Source organism: Acinetobacter lwoffii, assembly GCF_024129855.1.
Lineage (GTDB): Bacteria > Pseudomonadota > Gammaproteobacteria > Pseudomonadales > Moraxellaceae > Acinetobacter > Acinetobacter lwoffii_L.
The window spans coordinates 1-16,431 of sequence record NZ_JAMXXC010000017.1; the positions used below are offsets into that span (position 1 = coordinate 1).

Annotated in this window: 29 protein-coding genes; 15 read left to right on the forward strand and 14 right to left on the reverse strand. The window is 40.5% G+C overall.

Features of this window, described 5'->3' with window-relative positions; all coding sequences use genetic code 11:
* Positions 1-47 precede the first annotated feature (47 nt).
* The 6 genes from NI465_RS11975 to NI465_RS12000 are packed head-to-tail and all read right to left on the reverse strand — an operon-like array spanning position 48 to position 2,401.
* A complete protein-coding gene (locus NI465_RS11975; protein ID WP_253145430.1) occupies positions 48-587 on the reverse strand; it encodes a hypothetical protein in 540 nt (179 codons plus the stop codon).
* Positions 588-589: 2 nt separating this feature from the next.
* A complete protein-coding gene (locus tag NI465_RS11980) occupies positions 590-1,135 on the reverse strand; it encodes a hypothetical protein (protein WP_253145432.1) in 546 nt (181 codons plus the stop codon).
* A complete protein-coding gene (locus NI465_RS11985; protein ID WP_253145434.1) occupies positions 1,132-1,386 on the reverse strand; it encodes a hypothetical protein in 255 nt (84 codons plus the stop codon). The genes NI465_RS11980 and NI465_RS11985 overlap by 4 nt, the downstream gene beginning before the upstream one ends.
* Positions 1,387-1,394: 8 nt before the next feature.
* Positions 1,395-1,820 (reverse strand): hypothetical protein, encoded by a 426-nt coding sequence (locus tag NI465_RS11990; RefSeq protein ID WP_253145436.1) that lies wholly within the window; start codon positions 1,818-1,820, stop codon positions 1,395-1,397.
* Positions 1,817-2,029: a hypothetical protein gene (locus NI465_RS11995; protein ID WP_253145437.1), complete on the reverse strand. Its 213-nt coding sequence runs from the start codon at positions 2,027-2,029 to the stop codon at positions 1,817-1,819. Before NI465_RS11995 ends, NI465_RS11990 begins: the two co-directional genes overlap by 4 nt.
* Positions 2,030-2,038: 9 nt before the next feature.
* Positions 2,039-2,401: a DUF4097 family beta strand repeat-containing protein gene (locus NI465_RS12000; protein ID WP_253145438.1), complete on the reverse strand. Its 363-nt coding sequence runs from the start codon at positions 2,399-2,401 to the stop codon at positions 2,039-2,041.
* A 678-nt stretch (positions 2,402-3,079) separates the two neighbouring features.
* On the opposite strand from NI465_RS12000, the gene NI465_RS12005 reads away from it, so the two are divergent.
* The gene (locus NI465_RS12005; protein ID WP_253145439.1) at positions 3,080-4,408 is read left to right on the forward strand and encodes a RepB family plasmid replication initiator protein; all 1,329 of its coding nucleotides are present in this window, start codon (positions 3,080-3,082) and stop codon (positions 4,406-4,408) included.
* A 25-nt stretch (positions 4,409-4,433) separates the two neighbouring features.
* Here NI465_RS12005 and NI465_RS12010 read toward each other — a convergent pair whose 3' ends face one another.
* The 8 genes from NI465_RS12010 to NI465_RS12045 form a co-directional block, all read right to left on the reverse strand.
* A complete protein-coding gene (locus tag NI465_RS12010; RefSeq protein ID WP_253145440.1) occupies positions 4,434-4,841 on the reverse strand; it encodes a hypothetical protein in 408 nt (135 codons plus the stop codon).
* A 62-nt stretch (positions 4,842-4,903) separates the two neighbouring features.
* Complete coding sequence (locus tag NI465_RS12015) at positions 4,904-5,299, reverse strand: hypothetical protein (protein ID WP_253145441.1); 396 nt, start codon at positions 5,297-5,299, stop codon at positions 4,904-4,906.
* Between the two features lie 245 nt (positions 5,300-5,544).
* Positions 5,545-5,835: a hypothetical protein gene (locus tag NI465_RS12020; protein ID WP_253145442.1), complete on the reverse strand. Its 291-nt coding sequence runs from the start codon at positions 5,833-5,835 to the stop codon at positions 5,545-5,547.
* Positions 5,832-6,029: a hypothetical protein gene (locus NI465_RS12025; RefSeq protein ID WP_253145443.1), complete on the reverse strand. Its 198-nt coding sequence runs from the start codon at positions 6,027-6,029 to the stop codon at positions 5,832-5,834. The genes NI465_RS12020 and NI465_RS12025 overlap by 4 nt, the downstream gene beginning before the upstream one ends.
* Positions 6,030-6,033: 4 nt before the next feature.
* The gene (locus NI465_RS12030; RefSeq protein ID WP_253145444.1) at positions 6,034-6,729 is read right to left on the reverse strand and encodes a putative quorum-sensing-regulated virulence factor; all 696 of its coding nucleotides are present in this window, start codon (positions 6,727-6,729) and stop codon (positions 6,034-6,036) included.
* Complete coding sequence (locus NI465_RS12035; RefSeq protein WP_253145445.1) at positions 6,729-7,673, reverse strand: ATP-binding protein; 945 nt, start codon at positions 7,671-7,673, stop codon at positions 6,729-6,731. Before NI465_RS12035 ends, NI465_RS12030 begins: the two co-directional genes overlap by 1 nt.
* A gap of 14 nt (positions 7,674-7,687) precedes the next feature.
* A complete protein-coding gene (locus NI465_RS12040; RefSeq protein ID WP_253145446.1) occupies positions 7,688-7,864 on the reverse strand; it encodes a hypothetical protein in 177 nt (58 codons plus the stop codon).
* 314 nt (positions 7,865-8,178) lie between these two features.
* Complete coding sequence (locus NI465_RS12045) at positions 8,179-8,889, reverse strand: S24 family peptidase (RefSeq protein WP_253145447.1); 711 nt, start codon at positions 8,887-8,889, stop codon at positions 8,179-8,181.
* 176 nt (positions 8,890-9,065) lie between these two features.
* Between NI465_RS12045 and NI465_RS12050 the strand changes: the two genes are divergently transcribed.
* From NI465_RS12050 to NI465_RS12115, 14 genes are all read left to right on the forward strand, one after another.
* Positions 9,066-9,368 carry a hypothetical protein gene (locus tag NI465_RS12050; RefSeq protein ID WP_253145448.1) on the forward strand — a complete coding sequence of 101 codons (303 nt, stop codon included), beginning with the start codon at positions 9,066-9,068 and terminating at the stop codon, positions 9,366-9,368.
* A gap of 1 nt (position 9,369) precedes the next feature.
* Complete coding sequence (locus NI465_RS12055) at positions 9,370-9,810, forward strand: deaminase (RefSeq protein WP_253145449.1); 441 nt, start codon at positions 9,370-9,372, stop codon at positions 9,808-9,810.
* On the forward strand, positions 9,810-10,499 hold the full coding sequence (locus tag NI465_RS12060) for a hypothetical protein (RefSeq protein WP_253145450.1): 690 nt from the start codon (positions 9,810-9,812) through the stop codon (positions 10,497-10,499). The genes NI465_RS12055 and NI465_RS12060 overlap by 1 nt, the downstream gene beginning before the upstream one ends.
* Complete coding sequence (locus NI465_RS12065) at positions 10,496-11,077, forward strand: hypothetical protein (RefSeq protein WP_253145451.1); 582 nt, start codon at positions 10,496-10,498, stop codon at positions 11,075-11,077. Before NI465_RS12060 ends, NI465_RS12065 begins: the two co-directional genes overlap by 4 nt.
* A gap of 31 nt (positions 11,078-11,108) precedes the next feature.
* Positions 11,109-11,609 carry a DUF559 domain-containing protein gene (locus NI465_RS12070; protein ID WP_253145452.1) on the forward strand — a complete coding sequence of 167 codons (501 nt, stop codon included), beginning with the start codon at positions 11,109-11,111 and terminating at the stop codon, positions 11,607-11,609.
* Entirely contained in the window at positions 11,610-12,215 is a 606-nt protein-coding gene (locus NI465_RS12075) for a hypothetical protein (protein ID WP_253145453.1), read from the forward strand.
* A complete protein-coding gene (locus tag NI465_RS12080) occupies positions 12,205-12,489 on the forward strand; it encodes a hypothetical protein (RefSeq protein WP_253145454.1) in 285 nt (94 codons plus the stop codon). Before NI465_RS12075 ends, NI465_RS12080 begins: the two co-directional genes overlap by 11 nt.
* Positions 12,473-12,898, forward strand: a complete 426-nt coding sequence (locus tag NI465_RS12085) for a hypothetical protein (RefSeq protein ID WP_253145455.1) — start codon at positions 12,473-12,475, stop codon at positions 12,896-12,898. The genes NI465_RS12080 and NI465_RS12085 overlap by 17 nt, the downstream gene beginning before the upstream one ends.
* A complete protein-coding gene (locus tag NI465_RS12090) occupies positions 12,891-13,139 on the forward strand; it encodes a hypothetical protein (RefSeq protein ID WP_253145456.1) in 249 nt (82 codons plus the stop codon). The genes NI465_RS12085 and NI465_RS12090 overlap by 8 nt, the downstream gene beginning before the upstream one ends.
* A 329-nt stretch (positions 13,140-13,468) precedes the next feature.
* The gene (locus tag NI465_RS12095) at positions 13,469-13,774 is read left to right on the forward strand and encodes a hypothetical protein (protein ID WP_253145457.1); all 306 of its coding nucleotides are present in this window, start codon (positions 13,469-13,471) and stop codon (positions 13,772-13,774) included.
* A 371-nt stretch (positions 13,775-14,145) separates the two neighbouring features.
* Entirely contained in the window at positions 14,146-14,592 is a 447-nt protein-coding gene (locus NI465_RS12100) for a hypothetical protein (protein WP_253145458.1), read from the forward strand.
* Positions 14,593-14,975: 383 nt separating this feature from the next.
* A complete protein-coding gene (locus NI465_RS12105; protein WP_253145460.1) occupies positions 14,976-15,692 on the forward strand; it encodes a WDGH domain-containing protein in 717 nt (238 codons plus the stop codon).
* A complete protein-coding gene (locus NI465_RS12110) occupies positions 15,692-16,195 on the forward strand; it encodes a DUF2829 domain-containing protein (protein WP_253145462.1) in 504 nt (167 codons plus the stop codon). Before NI465_RS12105 ends, NI465_RS12110 begins: the two co-directional genes overlap by 1 nt.
* The gene (locus NI465_RS12115; RefSeq protein WP_253145463.1) at positions 16,192-16,425 is read left to right on the forward strand and encodes a hypothetical protein; all 234 of its coding nucleotides are present in this window, start codon (positions 16,192-16,194) and stop codon (positions 16,423-16,425) included. Before NI465_RS12110 ends, NI465_RS12115 begins: the two co-directional genes overlap by 4 nt.
* Positions 16,426-16,431: the final 6 nt, after the last annotated feature.

Below are 16,431 nucleotides of genomic sequence, written 5' to 3' on the forward strand. Positions count from 1 at the left end.
TTTTTATAGGCAAAATAAGTACCGCCGAAGCGGTAGCTATTTTTTATTTAATTTCTTGCCAGGTAGTATGTGTTGGCTAACGCTTTCTTACGTTCACGTACCAGATGTACAGCCATATCCAAGGAAATTTCATCAACAAACTTTGTCACCAGTAATTTTTCCGGCAGTCTACGCCAGGCTTCTTCTGATACGCCATAAGCGACATTGCCAGAAATAGATTTATAGCGCATGTGCATAGCACCGGATAACTCATCTATTCTTGCATCCGCCTGATACGTGTCGATATAGCACAGTGCATGTTCAACAAAGCTCATGGCTGCACTGCTGTCACCAAATGAGTAGCGCGATGTTTGTCTTTTTGGGTATTCATAACGCTCACGTATTTCTTCAACTTCTGCCGTTTGCACTGGTAAGGTGGCAAAGTGTTCGCCTAAGACTTCTGCGGTGAGATTAATCACTTCATTCGCTTGGCGTAAATCATGGTTAAGTGAGCTGATATGTTCTATATGTTGCTCAAGTAGCTTTTCTTGCGACTGGATCTGGTTACGCATAGCGCGTTTTTGGTTGCGTCCGAAACGTCTAGCCATTGTTATAGATCCTCAATATTTACAGAGATTTGCTTTTGGTCCTTTCGGGCATCACAAACTGTATTGAGTTCAGCATCTTCGATCATTTGAGCTTTGATCTCATTCAGGCAGTGTTCATCCATACTTAAAACTTCACCACTTTTCAAAGTTAATTCAAAACTGACTTTCGCAAATTTAAAGATTTCTTGATCAAGGGAATCAAACTTGCTGATCATTCTGGCTTTTTGGGTCTGCATTTCGGCAATCAAATTTTCTATATTTGATAAGGTTGCACCTTCAGGTACTTTTCGATTTTGGTAGGCTTCATCGGGTAGGGTGGCATAATCACTAACTTCTTCATTCCAGACTTGAAGCACATGCCCATGCTGGCATGTGTAATAGTGTTCGGCCAATTCAGATGTTAGGTTTCCTTCTAGGTCCCAAGATTGCTGATATACATTGCGAAATAATTTTGGCTCAATATTGTCGCAACCAACCTCACAAGCCCATTCCTGATGATCTTCTAATTCTGGTAGTCGGCGGATTGGTTTAATTTGATTGATGTTCATAGTGTGTGACTTCCGCCTTTCGGGATTAAAATGTATTTGTTGTTTACTTCTGTGTGTGCAATACCAGCTCGGATCTGCCACATCTTCCAGCCAAAATCTATTTCATTACAAACACTGCGAACCAACATTGATTCCCAGTATTCAGTTTTTGGGAAAAAAAGATTTCGACTTTCCATATATTCAATACGCTCAAACACAGCCGGGTGACATTGAGCTATAAAATCTTGAAGTTCTTTTTTTAGATCGACCATAATTTTATTTAATCCTGGTGCGCTGGTCGCCAGATAAAGTCGCCTTTATCCTCTTTAATTGCTGGTTCGGAATCCACACAAGCACATTCCATGCTTATTTTATTTTCGTCTACTGGTTGCCAGAAATTACGCACGAACCCAGAGTGAACGTGGTTATCTTCTAAAGCATCGCTTAATCCAAATTGCTTGAGAATGAATTGAGCATCTTGGCTTGAGCAGCGGCGTTTATTACCCTTAGATATTGATAGATGATACTGCGGGATATATTCACGGCGAATGATACCGTCTGCCACTTCCAGAGCGGAAATAGCAACAAACCCTTCCGGGTGAACATAGTAATACCGATCATTGCCGAATTGATCCTGATCAAGATTGACCAATTCCCAGCGTGAGCCGTCCATAGGCTTTTTAGGTTTAATAACATTAGTAATCATGAGGATTGACCTTCTTTTATGGATTTTGCTAAAAGACCGCTCCACATATCTTGAAGCCTCAAAAGAAAGTCCTTTCGCATACCCAGCTCAAGAGCCTTGCTTATATCAATTTGATTGGCTTCGTTTAGTGTAAAAGCATTCTTTACATCATCACTGTCACCATTCAAATTATATTCAATAAAAAATTTAAATTTAGATTGTATATTCATGACTTACCCTCAAAAAAATGACTTATGAATATCACCGGATACAGTACGAACATTGCCACCAATGTCTTTACAGCGAATATCGCCTGATGTGGACGTAACATTGCCAAGTACAGCACCACAAGTCACATCACCGGATACTGTTTCCACTTGACCAGTAACAGTTTCAACTTTGATTTCGCCCGACGTTGTACGGACTGAATCAGCATCACCATAAATTTTAATGCTTATTTTTGGTGTGATAGAGGACGTGATGACCTGGCCGTCAATGGTGACATGCGTATCAGTCACTTGGACATTTTTTCCAGAGTATTCAACGCCATTAATAATGATTTTAGATTTCTTCTTAGCGAAGATATTAGCGAAGTTCATCATATAGATAGATCCGTTTATGTGTGGTTTTGAAGTGATTGCCGTCACTTTGATGGATATAAGCCAATTAAGGACACAATATAATTTAGTCCATAACTGTTTTCAAGATAAATATAAATAAACTTGGTAATCATGAAAAATGCTTATATTTTTAATTAAACCTGTATATCCACACAATGTAAGGCTTATAGCTTTAGATAGGGACACTTATTTGACAGAAAAAATATAAATGAATATAAATATTTGTTTTATAATAAATAAATATTATTTGCCTAAGCTGAAATCACTTATCACTTTTATAGATAGATTAATTATTAATCTCAATGAAAATGGTTTAAAAATAGTCCATAAACATTAAAAAACTCAAATTTATAATAAAAAACCGGCTCCTTTCTTCTTTCTAATATCTTTCTAAAACCTTTCTTCTTTTCAGAGGTCTAAGAGTATTGATATGACAGGCTTTCAAGGGGGGTGATAGGGACAATTCTTTGACCGGTTAAGGACAATTCTTTGACAGGGTAGGGACAATTCTTTGACAGGGTAGGGACAATTCTTTGACAGGGTGGGGACAATTCTTTGACAGGGTGGGGACAATTCTTTGACTAGATATGGTCGTCAAAATAGTTTGACCATATCTAAAAAAGGACATATTATTCCCTTCATAAATATGGGGAAGAAAAAATGACGTTATCTCTTGATGAAATAGAGCATTTAAACCTTGTTAAGCAAGGGAATCCGCTTATTGATTCACTGTATAGAATGGAAGCAAGTGAACAAAAAATCATCTTACTAGCAAGTAAGCTTGTAAATCAAATGGGTGAGCGTGGCATCCCTTTTGATGAAAAAACAGAAATCATTCTGACAGCGGATCAGTTTGCTAAAGAATATGGCCTTTCACGTCAATTGGCGTTTTATACGTTGTGTGAAGCAAAAAATACAATTTACAAAAGGTCATTTACATACTTTATTGAGCGTGAAGATGGAACCAAAAAGCTAATGAGAAGCCGATGGTTGCACTCAACAAGCATTGAAGCATCTGCTTCGGAGTATGATGAATTTAGCGACTTTGATGATGTTGAACTGCCCAAGGAAAGTGCGGAATTTCAGTTAGCCAAAGAAGGGAAAAGCGAAGTTACTTTGATGTTCGCCCCAGCAGTTATACCGCACATATACAATATTAAAACAGCATATACCCTACTGGACATAAACGAGGTTGGTAGGCTGAAAAGCAAATATGCAATAAGACTTTATAAAGTTTTAATGAAGTGGCGCAGGGCAAACTTTCAGCCAACATTTACGGTGGATGAAATCCGCACGTTATATGGACTTAAAGCTGATGAATACACGGTAATGAGTGATTTTAAAAAGCGTGTAATCAATATATCCGTGGCACAGATCAGTAAGCACACAGGGTTTATAGGGTTAAAGGCAGTAGCGAAAAAAGGCCGTTCTGGAAAGATTATGTCTTTTTCATTTGAATACGATAGGTATGACAATGAAACAATCAATGTGACACCAGCAACCAAGACAAGGAAAGAAGATAAATTTGTAATCTATCAAATGACAGATGATCAAATTAAAATGTTCTCATCCAGTTTGGCTGTAAGTGCTTCAAAGGGTGAGCCTGGATATTCTGAACTGGGTAAATTGGTTATTGCAGGGCAAAAAACCGAAGTATTGGCAGAACGTATTGCTAGTGATTTCAGAAAGCGTCTATTTGCGCCGTATTTGGACGTTTTAAAGTTAGCAGGGTTCACACCCAATAAATTTAATAAAACGCCAATAGGGAGTAGTACAAGCGAAAACACGGCTATTGATTCTGGTAATGAGGGTGAGGAACCGGAAAAACCAAAAGATAATCCATTCAAATTACCCGATTCTTTGTATGCCAAGTATGTGGCTAAGGGCGGCAAGCTAACCAAGGATCAGATCCTAGAGATAGCAATGGCTGAAAACGTGAAGCCAGTAAGAGTGATGCTTGATAACGGTATAAATGTTATGGCCGCATAAAATGGATCAGTAAAGAAGAACCCGGTTAAATACCGGGTTTTTTATTGGCTCTTAAATCATTAATCCTATCCATCGTTTGAAAATAGATATTTTCAGGAACAAATACGCCGTGGTTAATTGCGTGTTCTAGGCCGTCTAAGAACTCATTAACCTGATACACACCTAAGCCGCATAATTCCGCTTTATCGTGCAACCAGCCCCAAACGCGAGAATAAGGCGTAAGCATTTTAATATTTCCCTTAGTAAAGCAATATTGCTTGATGTGGTGCGGCTTTAAATCCTCATCCCTATTGGCACTAATTGCGAAAAACTCAGTACGTGGTGTAAGCATTTCTAGGACCTGGATAGCCTTGTGGATGCCGCCAAGGGAATGGCAGATAGTTCGATATGGATTTTCATTAATTTTTAGACGGTGCTGATCGTACTGGTTCATGCTTAAAACTCTTGAACATAAAAACCCAGCACAATGGCTGGGCTATTGATAATAGGGTGGGGTTATTCGTCAAGATCGTTGGTTTTAGCCGTGGATGCCTTTTGTGTAATTTGCTTTAACTCTTTAGCTAGATCGTTTGAGTTGATTTTAGGGTTGTGCTTAGAGAGGGCATCATCAATAACCGATTTAAGGCTGTCATTGTCTGTGAGTACCAGTCGCGCTTGTACCAAGGATAATGCAGCGCGTAAGGCTTCAATATCTTTAACAAGGTCCAGTTGTACCTGCATGTCCTTTGGTTTTTCAAAGTAGTAATAATATCCGATAGCATTTTGCTCCATAGCAAAGCTAAAGCCAGACACAAGCTCAATATCCATATCCTTTCTTCTGGCTTGATTTACAAAACGTCTGGCATATTCAGGCGCAACATCATCCATATCGTTAAAGTTATCACGGCTCATGATTGATTCTTTGGGTTGCCCTGATAGCGTAGCCTTATGGATCTGCATGGCATAGTGGATATTTTCAATATTTCTACAGTGGTTACACATTTTTATTAAATCTCTTGGTGGCTAACATGCCGTTTTTGTATATATCCCAGGCTTGTTGTACCCGGGGATCTGAATAAACATATTTCTTGTCGATCCAAGAAGCTGAAAAATCAGCTTGATGGATCTGGTTGATAATTAAGTACGTGTACTGAAAATCACTGATTGATTCGCGGACCGCTGGATTGGTTGACGTGCTGACGGGTACTTGCCACGCCTTCGATTCGATTAAAAACATCTTCGGGTAAACTCTCCCTGGCTTGCTTGTAGAAAGTGCGGAAATAGTTTTGATCCGAACGGTTCACCTTCGATGTGATTAGCTGCTCTACACGTTCAAGCTGGGCGTTAATGGCTGCATCCAGTAATGGATTATTAGAACGGCGCTTAATCAGATCCTTTTTAGCCTTGGTTAGATCCGTCATAGTCCGTGGCTTTAGATCATCTTTCATTGTAGAACCTCAAATTTTTCTTTACGGGCCAAAGTCTGGTTTTTATGGACCTTGGCGGTTACTGATTTAACCAGTAGGTTGTGGCGTGTAACTTTTTGCTGTGCGTCATAGCTACTGGTTGCTTCAACACGGCCCTTGATTGTGCCGTTTGAATGTACTTTGGCTTCATAGATGAAAATATAAGATTGCTGCATGTGATTACCCCTTGCGATTCATGAGTGCTTTACGCAAATTTTTGTCTAAGTTGTCTTGATTCAGTAGCCAGCGAACATAATCAGAAGGCAGATTTACTAGCGCCGTTCCTTTGTGCTTTCCAAATGACATGAATGTTGGAGTAATCGCCTTCTCGGATGCCTGATAGAGTTCTTCCATGCTTTGAATTTTTAGCGCATGAATGATGTGTTTTAGGATGGAGCCAGTAAGCAAAATATCTGCTTTAGCGTTATGAGCATTTCTTAAATACTCACGTGTTTTGTTCTGGTCACTGGATAGCATGTAAGACAAAGTGCTAATCGTATGATTTGGTGCATCCGGGAATACCATACGCGCTAGGGCAAGCGTGCAAATTGGCTTGTACTGTTCTATATCAATACCGCAATGCTTTAATGCTTCCAGGTCATAATCAACCTTATGGCCGATGACATAGACTGTATCGCTTGGCATTTTGAAGGTTTTATATGAAGGCTTGCCGATCAGATCCGCTTCAATGATGTGATGTACTGCCATAGCGCCGTAGTCAATCGGCTGGTCCACACTGAAAAACTCATCAAACAAAGCAGACTTGTCCAGGGCGAACCCTCCCTGCTCAAAAGAGCAAGGAAAGTAAGCAATTTGAATTGGCAGACCGTTAAGGCTGCTTGTTTCTGTATCCAAAATAATGGCTTGAGTGTTCATTATGCAGCGTCCGTTTCTTTCCAGCGTTTAGAGTCTTTGTCATAAAACATATTTAGGTTTTTGGCGCAGTTTTGCACCGCATACCACATATTCTTATTTATGTATTGAGGGTGTTCAGTATTCAGTGCCAGTTCTTCCATCAGATTGTTTAGGTCACTGGCATACTTTGCATCATTGCAAAGCTGTATGAAGTGAAGCCACGCTTGTTCCTGCTCGGCGTGTAGCTTTTGCTCAGGGGTGAGCGTGTTTAAATGTTCCTTGATATGGGTAATCAAATCGCCTAGATAGGTCGGCTGATTGGTTATATCTGGAACTTCGATTGTTCCAAGGTTCGCGCAATCTTTAGTGTGTAGCGCTTCATCCTTGCCAAATTTAAGAACCTTTCGGTTTTTACCGTTTTTGCCCTTCTCAATACAGAAATAAGCCATACAGTCAGATAGGCGATAAACTTCCTGACGGTTTTTACCGCCTAGATCTGGACGCTTAATAACTTCATCACCGTCTTTGTCCTCAACAGCATGGGCCAGAAACACGACATTCTTGCCGTAGCCAATCATGCGATTCACAAAACCGCCGAAAAGGTTGTTAGCGATACCAAAAGCATTTTGTTTCAGGCCGCCGTCAGACTTCACGTTGTACTGGTTACTTGCAACATGGTTTTTAATTACATCGAGTAAGCGGCCAACCGTATCAATAATGATGGTGTCATACGGAACCAGATCAGCTTCTTCCAGTGAACTTACTTGATGCCAGTATTCAGCCAATTGCACATCTGAACGGCGCAAAGATCCGGCGCGATATACACCAATATCAGCGTCAATAAGAAGGGCATTGGGGCAAGTCATTGCCAGGGATGTTTTACCAATTGAAGGATCGCCGTAGACATACAGCTTGATCGCATTGATCTGGATAGATTCAGTTGGTTTAATTACAGATAGAGCCATGATGTTTCCCCTTCTTATTGTTTATCGAATTTAGAGCCAGAACGATCAGCAGCATGAGCTACCGCATGAACATATTGTTCATGGTGTTCTTGTTCATAATCGTGGACGCGAAGAAGGCCAAGCATGGCAATGGTCGAGAGGACCATAGAAACGAGATATGCAATCACATTGCGGAAAGTGATATACTTCATGAGTTTTGTATCCTATGTGTGTGGATCAAACAGAACGTGAAGGCTTGCCGGCCAACCGTTCAAACTAAGTCAGTGTTGCTATGTGCGGCACTGGCTTTTTTATTACCTCCCAATAATATATAAATACGTTTATAAAATGCAACAGTTTTCTTATATTTATTTATAATTATATTGGTATTTAGAATTTATACTTATATGGGTTATATGGAAAACATAAATAAAAATAAAAATATTTTCAAAATAACTTTCATTAAGCCAATAAAAAGCCCGACTTTAAGAGCCGGGCCTGATATTTGGGGTGTATTTATTTATTTTTATGGTTTAAGCATGTTCACAGCAGCGACCACCACGCCCAGCACTTCATAATTTTCTTTTAGTGTCGGGTAAGCTGGGTTGCTTGCTTTTAATTCATAAGACTCTACGCCGTCCTCTGAAACATCTGTCACGCAATATTCACGGACATGAAAATCGCTATCTTTATTTTTATTCCCAACAAACACTAGGTCGGTAGGTGAAGGCTCGACCATTGGATCTACAACAAAGATTGTACCTGGTGCGTATTTCTCTAAAGAGTTGTCCTCTAGTTCAAAAGAAAATGCAGTTTGGGATAGTTCTTTGCAGATAGGGGTCGTTTCGGAGGAATTGGGCATTATAAAGCTCTGATCTCTTAGATTATGTCTAATCTTGTTTAGGACTTCCGCATTTAGCTTAGGTACATAAGACACAGTGATTTTACTCAACAATGGATTACGTGCCAGCATTTCGCGCTGTGAGATTTTTTCAGCTAACCGTGGGGAGAAAGCAGAAACAGGAACTTCTAAGGCTTTAGAAAAGATCAAAGCTGATTCTTCTTTCAATTCCACAACACCCTTCAAGTAGCTAGACACGTTTGGTTGCGTCCAATCACCCAGATCCGCAATGGTTCTTTGAGTGAAAGTTAGACCCTTTTGCTTGTCCGCACTTTTTTTCAGTTCGTAAAGTTCTCTTAGTTTCTCTGCTTCGCTCTGCTTTACGGCTTCGCGCATGGATCTATCAATCATTAAATGGTCACTCCTATTATCGCACCCCTATTTTATAGATACGACTTATGTATTCACAAATATAAATATTCTTATTGATAAAGTATAAATATGATAATATTCTAAGCTGGTGGCATAACCTTATGCCACATTTTTGTTTATGAAGTGTGAACCCTTTATTCATGATTACCATTCCAGCAAAAAAGCAAATATTTCGTGAAAGCCTAGAAACGGACTTAGAGAAGTTTTTAAAGGCCGGCGGCAAGATTGAGGAAGTTCCGTCTGAGGAAAAGCGCAAAAGTAAGGAAAAGCTGATCAAAACACACCTTTTCTTTTCTGTGCATCACCCTTTTCACTCAAAAAATACCGGTATATCTACAGCACGCTTAAAAGCAATTCAGCGAACAGTTAGTTGTGCCAGTGATGAGGAAATAGAAACGCTTTGGATCTATTTCCGTTCGCGTGAGTGGTCATTCAATGATTGAAATGAAGCATATAGCAATGCTGATTGCTGAAAGGGCCGCAAAGCGTAGTAACTGCAAAAAGCGTCAGGTGGGTTTTGTTGTATTTAGAGATAAAACCATTTTGGCCGTAGGTGTAAACCAACATGCAGACGATAAGCCTTGCCAATGTGTTGCTGGTATTCATGATCCGCACGTTATTCATGCTGAAACTGTAATTTGTGATGAATGGTTCCCAGATTCACGGGCAGTTGTCACTTATGCACCTTGTATGAGCTGTGTAAATGAACTTGTACCGTCAGGAATTGACGAAATCTCGATTCAGCACATCAAACACCAGGGCGGCATTCATCTTTTAAATCAAAACGGCATTGTCACCGACAACCAATGGTTAACGCCGTTGCAGCGCATTCAAGCTGCATGGTTGTTGAAGTGGACATATAGACAATACGAGGAATATCTCTAATGGCTATTAAGCAAAAACCTAAAAACCGTAAAAAGGCATACAAGCCTAAAAATGTCGGCTTTGTTCACAACTCACCTGAATATGCAGCACTGGTCGGCTTTGATGGTATGGCCAAGCATCTTTCATCACTACCACAGCCTAAAAAATATCATTTGGATATGAAGTGGGACCTAAAAGACGCAGAAACCACACTTAACCTGTATTGCGCTTTCAATGGGATTGATGAAAACAAGAAGGGTCAGATGCTGTTACACGTATTGCAGGGAGCATACAAAGGGGACCTGATCATTGCATTGCGTGAAAGCCTGACCCCAGAACTGCAAAACTTTCAAATTGAAATCACCTGTAAAGCCAGACTGATAGATGACCATAGTGTTGTAGTCCCGGTGAAGCCGTACAAAGAGAGCTTTAACGATCAGCCAATCCCTTACTCGATTTTTATGTCTGGCAAGGAACACGGCAAGTTCTACCACAAACGCAAAAGCGGTATTAAAACGCTATGGAAAGGACTTACAGAAGAATGGAAGCTTCATTTAGACGAGCAGTACAGCGATGATTATGAAATCTTTGATTCAAAAGCCACGTTGAGCTGTGAAACATATTTCAGGTCCCAGATTTGCGAAGGCATCTTTAAGCGCATGAAAGAGAAACGCGCAAAGTTACTGGCTGCAAATGGGTTAGCAGCATGATCAGTCGCATGAAGTTTTTTGATCTGGTTCAAGCATATAGATTGGCTACAGGTATAGACGTAAGCCGTTATGCTGCAAATACGTCATATCTGGCATTACTACAGAACGAAAAGACGGCGCTGGTCAAGCGTATGGAAAAGGCATTTTGTAAGAACGTGGATAATCAGGACTTGAGAGCGTTTTTAATTAAAAAGCCTGATGTTGATGTAGTTAGAAAGCGAGATCCAAACAAGCCTAAACGAGTTTTTTCGCAAGTGGATTATCTAGGACAGGATATTTTGCTCGAAGTCTTAGACCCGGATCTAAATTTACCGAATAAAGGGGCCACAACCAGACGCGCTTTTAATGAAGGCAAGTTATACATGGTTATGGACTGCCCTCATCATGGGATTGCTATGCACCGAACATCTGTAGGAACACCGAAGGATGGAGGGGAACGAAAGCATCACCATTATCAGAAGTATTGCTTGCTTTGCAAAATCGGCAGACAGGCCCACCAAGAACGTGCAGATGACGTGCGTACTTTCTTAAAAAATTACTTGGCGTTCCGTGAGCGCGTCAATCAGCCGGCAAGCTGATCCACCACACACAATACACAGGAATATCAAAATGACACGTATGACCGCAGCAGAAGCAAAGAAGCTGGTTAAGAAATCAAATATCACACTAAGAGCAAAACTATCCCAATTAGGGAGTATTGGGGAAGAAACGCTGGCACGCCACCTACAGGTAAACCAAATTAAATTTAAGCGTGAGTTTCAATTTAACCCAATGACAAAGCACCGGGCAGATTTTTACCTACCTGAATATCACTTGCTGGTAGAAGTGGAAGGCGGAACCAAGGGGAAAAGCCGGCACACAACACATAAGGGTTATTCAAACGACCTAGATAAATACAACATGGCCCAGATCCTTGGCTTTTCACGTCTGGCATTCACCACAGAACAAGTAAACCAAGGCGCAGCACTACAAACGATTGAAATGTTCATTGTGGCGTTTAATGCACGCAAAGAGAGTGGATTGGTTCCAGAAGCCATAGAGATTGATAACAGCGTACCTGATGCAATCATGGAAGCGCAGAAGCATAGACCAGGGTACGGAGTTAATTAAGTGTTAGAGCAGTTTGCAAAGCTAAACGCCAAAACAGCTTCATTCAAAAGCAGCGGCAATGCGCCGTTGCTTGAAGTTACGGATCTATGTGGTGTATTGGCTTCATTGCCGGATCAACATAGCTGGTACATATACGCAATGATTGAACAGCGCCGCGCTTATAACATGGAATTACTACATCGGTATTTTCAAGCACTGGTGCTGCAAGAAATGCGTCAGCGTAAATTTAAATCAAAGAAGATTGAACCCAATGATTTTGCGTACGGTGTAACCAAAGCTGTTTTAAATGCTCACTTTCACCCAAGAGGGAAATGCAAGTCATGCCAGGCACTAGGAAAAATATCAGGCGTTAAGTGTACCGTGTGTAATGGAACCGGGAGAGCAGCACCAGCACACACATGGGCCGAAAAGGTGAAGTATGGCTTTCCATTGCGTAAAGATCTGGACAGGAAGTGGTATCACCAATCTTGTGGACACTATGACCAGCTTTTAACGTCTACCCTGGCACAGATCCAAATTGACTTAGAAAACGCACTACAGAAAGTAAAAAGACACGCGATCCAGTACAGACGCGAAGAAAACGAGAGCTTATTCGATGACCTATGATCTGGATAAGACTATTCGCTTTGGTCAGAAGATCGGCGCAGAAGTTGCCTTTATCCTAAACGGTGAGCTTCGCAATTATTACAAGAAGGGCAACAAAGAGAGCAAGCATTGCTGCCTAACCTATACCAACCACAACAATGGCCGGCCATTACGCTGGGAAAGCGCGAACGAATACCACTGGTCGCGTGTAGTTAGTTTCTATGAAGGGATAGGCCACGCCGTTGAATTAATCGAAATACCAGCATTACAGGAATTATATGAACACTCAGAATAAAGAAGCCTTGATTGCCGAAATTGAACGATTCAAGGCAGAAGCTTTAAAGATGCACATTGTCCAGGTACTTGCTGACACATATACAAACACAGATCTTTTTGATTACAACCTTGATTCTGATGGGTCGGTGATTTGGTATAAGGCTCAAGCACGTCAATTATGGGAGTTTTGGCAAGCCAAAGCCCAAGCGGTGCCGGAATGGGCAGTAATTGTTCCCAAACTATCAGCGAACTATCTATTTAATACAGTGCCTGAACTTGGATTTGAGCATCAAGATCAAAAGGATACTGTCCTGTATCACTTAAATTACATGGCTTCGGAATTTCGAGATTCAGCAAAACAATTTGTTGAAGATGACCATGCTAAACAAAAAACCATGATCGAACTACAGGAGCCAGCCAATGACTGAAGCTAAAAAAGAACAGTGTGTAAATACTGGCAACTGGATTGAAATGTGCGAATTTCTTAGTGAAGTCACTAGCAATCATTATGGTGATATTCAGGTTCAGATCATGAGTATGCGGGAAGTTAATTCATCTCGACTTGAAATAGTGGCGGGTCGATTCAAAAAGAATCGTGTTGCTTTAAATTACTGCCCTTTTTGCGGTGTGGACATCATTACTCAGTACAAGGAATTAAATAATGACTAAGGACCAGATCCAAATAGTAAAGGATGATTTAGAGTATTTATTAGAGCTGTCTGAACAAATTGTTCCCGATAAGTCGGGTACTGCATTGCTTGAGCTGGTAAACGCTATGCGAAATGTATGTGAGAGAGATATACGCATACTGGGGAATATGAGGTGATTGATTTTATCCTCAAGATCCTTGGGCTATGTTCACACCAATGGCAACCGCCATTTAAGTCAGTGCGCCACACCGTATCCGATGGGTATATCTACACCATGCACCACTGCCAATGTGCCAAATGCGGAAGAATTAAGGGATTCAAGGTTAGATAAACCACAGGAACACTATAATGAATGAGTCAAAAGAAGCCTTCGGCAAATGGAAAGCTGGCAAGGGTATTCAATATAACGCTGCTATGGCATGGCAGGCAGCCTGGGACCAACAACAGGATCAGATCGAAGAACTCAAAAAAGAACTAAAGGAATGGAAAAGCAAGTCATTGGCAGCAATGCTACACGGAACATGCAATTGTGGTGAGCCTTGGCAATCAATTGTCAGCGACAAAGAAGGATTTAATCGACTACACTGCTTTAAGTGCAATCATGACAAGTATGAGAACAAGGGATTCTATGGCGATCATGAGCCAAAAGAATGAAAAAATCATATATGATCATTTAATCATCAAATACGGCATTTAGAGAAATGGACAAAAGTTTAGCGATTTTTATCACCCTGGGATCAATTAGCGGCATATTTCTGGCTTTCTATTTACACTCAACTGGATTGGCATAATCTACCAAAACCAACCAGCAAAATAGGCCCATATCGGGCCTTTTTTAATGCTTATTATTTGCGCCGTTGTTTATCATTTGAAAACAATGATTTAGATTATTTTTTCCTCAGTTTTTAGGGTTGTTTTAGCCGTTTGAGGAAACAACCCCATGATGCAAATTGTCAAGCATAATTTTTTAGCACGATATAATATGCAAAATATAAATGAATATAAGTTTTAGGATTTACAAAGTTATGCCGCAATTGATCAAAAAACTAGCAGATATGATGCTAAATAGCCCTTTTGAGGTAGCAGCAATTGAAATGTCACCGCAATTTCACCTTAAATTTGTGCATGAATTGCTCCATGATCATGAAGGGAATAAGGATATAGCTTTAGGTATGAACGGTTTATCATTTATGAATTTACCGATACTTTTTGTGCATGGCTCAGACGATTATTTTAGGGTTATTAACTCAGATCTGCACCGGCTTCGGTTAAATCATACTAATTTGCTAGGTATTTATAATGAGAAATATACAAGACTAAAAGTTTTTATAAGTAACGGTTATAAAATAGAAAACTCTAATTCTGCTCAATTTAGCCAGACGGCGGAGCTACAATCTTTAGTATATCGCCTAAACCAGATAGAGGGACAAATGAAAACAATTTCACAAGAAGTCTACAAAATTCAAACTTAAATCATAATTTTTTGGTAAAAAAATCCCCTTTGCCGGAATTGGTAAAGGGGATTTCTTTGCGATAATAGGAGTGTAGTGAATAATTCAACTACTGAGATTGCTCTCAAGACAAGAGAATACTAATATTAAACGATCAAATTTTCAAATAAATATGATTGGAAACTTATAAGTAAATATAAATGATTATAAATAATCCCCTTGATTTCTAAATGCCGTTTATATATATTTCGATCTATTCTGGACATTTTTAACAGCGTTAGTCAGTCATCGCTTTTAAGCTGTTTAGTTTAGTTGAATTTTTCAGCGCAAAAAGAACCATTCAACAGGAAACCCGGCCCCCATTAGCCGGGTTTTTTTATTGCAAATAATTACAGGTCGAAACTATGCCTACTGATCAAGTCAATAAAGAAAATCCAATCATGCAGTATTTTGCATACGCACATTTACCAGCGCCGTTGAAGAACGTGAGCATGGTCCTGGCACATACTGCACAGCTACTTAATGAGCAATTGCCTGATGGACCAGAGAAGTCTACGGCGTTACGAAAGATGCTTGAAGCGAAGGACTGCTTTGTCCGTTCTGCTATTGGTGCGCCGAATATTGTGAATCCAAGCCAATTAACGGACGGTTATCACACTTTTCAAGAGCTGTACGTGCATAGAATGGAATTGTTCGCGGTGATATGTCGCCAGAATCAAGCACACGCATGGAAATCTAAGCTGCATGATGATGGGACCATGTACCCGAATTACTTTATTGTCGGGATCAATACACCAGAAGGCTCTTTCACTTATCACTACAAGATGGAATTCTGGGATTCATTCAATGTTGCAGAACTGGAACGAGCGCCTGAGTGGGATGGACATACATCGGCAGACATTACGCGCCTTCACAGTTTGCCAGCATTATATTTTTCTGGCATTGACTGGGCATCATCGGATCACCAGGTAGATGCGTCCGGCTTTAAGCAGAAAATTGCATTGCTATCGAACCAACATAATTCTATTGCCATGAATGAAGCCACGTTAATTAAGAATAGTGCGAAATTTGAAGTTGACCAGTACGCACCGCTACAGAGCCGTAGCACTGGTGACAAGTAATGAGCATTGAACTAAAGCGCCAGATCAGAGCGCACATCAAAGACAAATCAAGCGAGTTCCACGCCCCAGCGCAGGAATACCAGGTTAGATTACTCCTAAAAGACAATACGGTTGCTACTGCTATGCACTTTAATCCATTGATTGCAGAGGATAAGGCTTTAGACGTAGCGACTGAATATGGCCTGAAACAAGGCTGGATTAAAGAAGTATCGCCGTATTTATCATTCAGCAAAGCATTAGAGCTGCTTAAGCAAGGTGACAAGATTACACGCAAAGGCTGGAACGGCGCAGATCAATGGCTTTCTATCTCATGCCCCGATACCAGGGACGTTGTAGCAGACAATTTCTGGTCGCCACATAACGCAGAATTTGCACGTCAAAACGGCGGATCTGCCAAGGTAGCACCATGTATCACGCTTAAAAATGCACAGGGCATGATCATTATGGGATGGATTCCATCCGCTGGTGATTTATTTGCTGATGATTGGATGATTGCACAATGAAGATGATTATTTCAGCGGCCATTGCAGCAGCTATTACTGGTATCTGGTGGTGCATCATCACCTTTATTGCATTTGCAATTACCAAGTCAGGCGGCACAGGTGAATGGATTAATGAGTTTAAGCCTTATGTATTGGCTTTCATCTTCACAATCTGCTTTTTCTCAGTGTGGGCAAATATCGTTACAGCTACAGCAAAACAAAAGCGAACCCTTCGCAGTCGCTACCGTTAAGGAAAT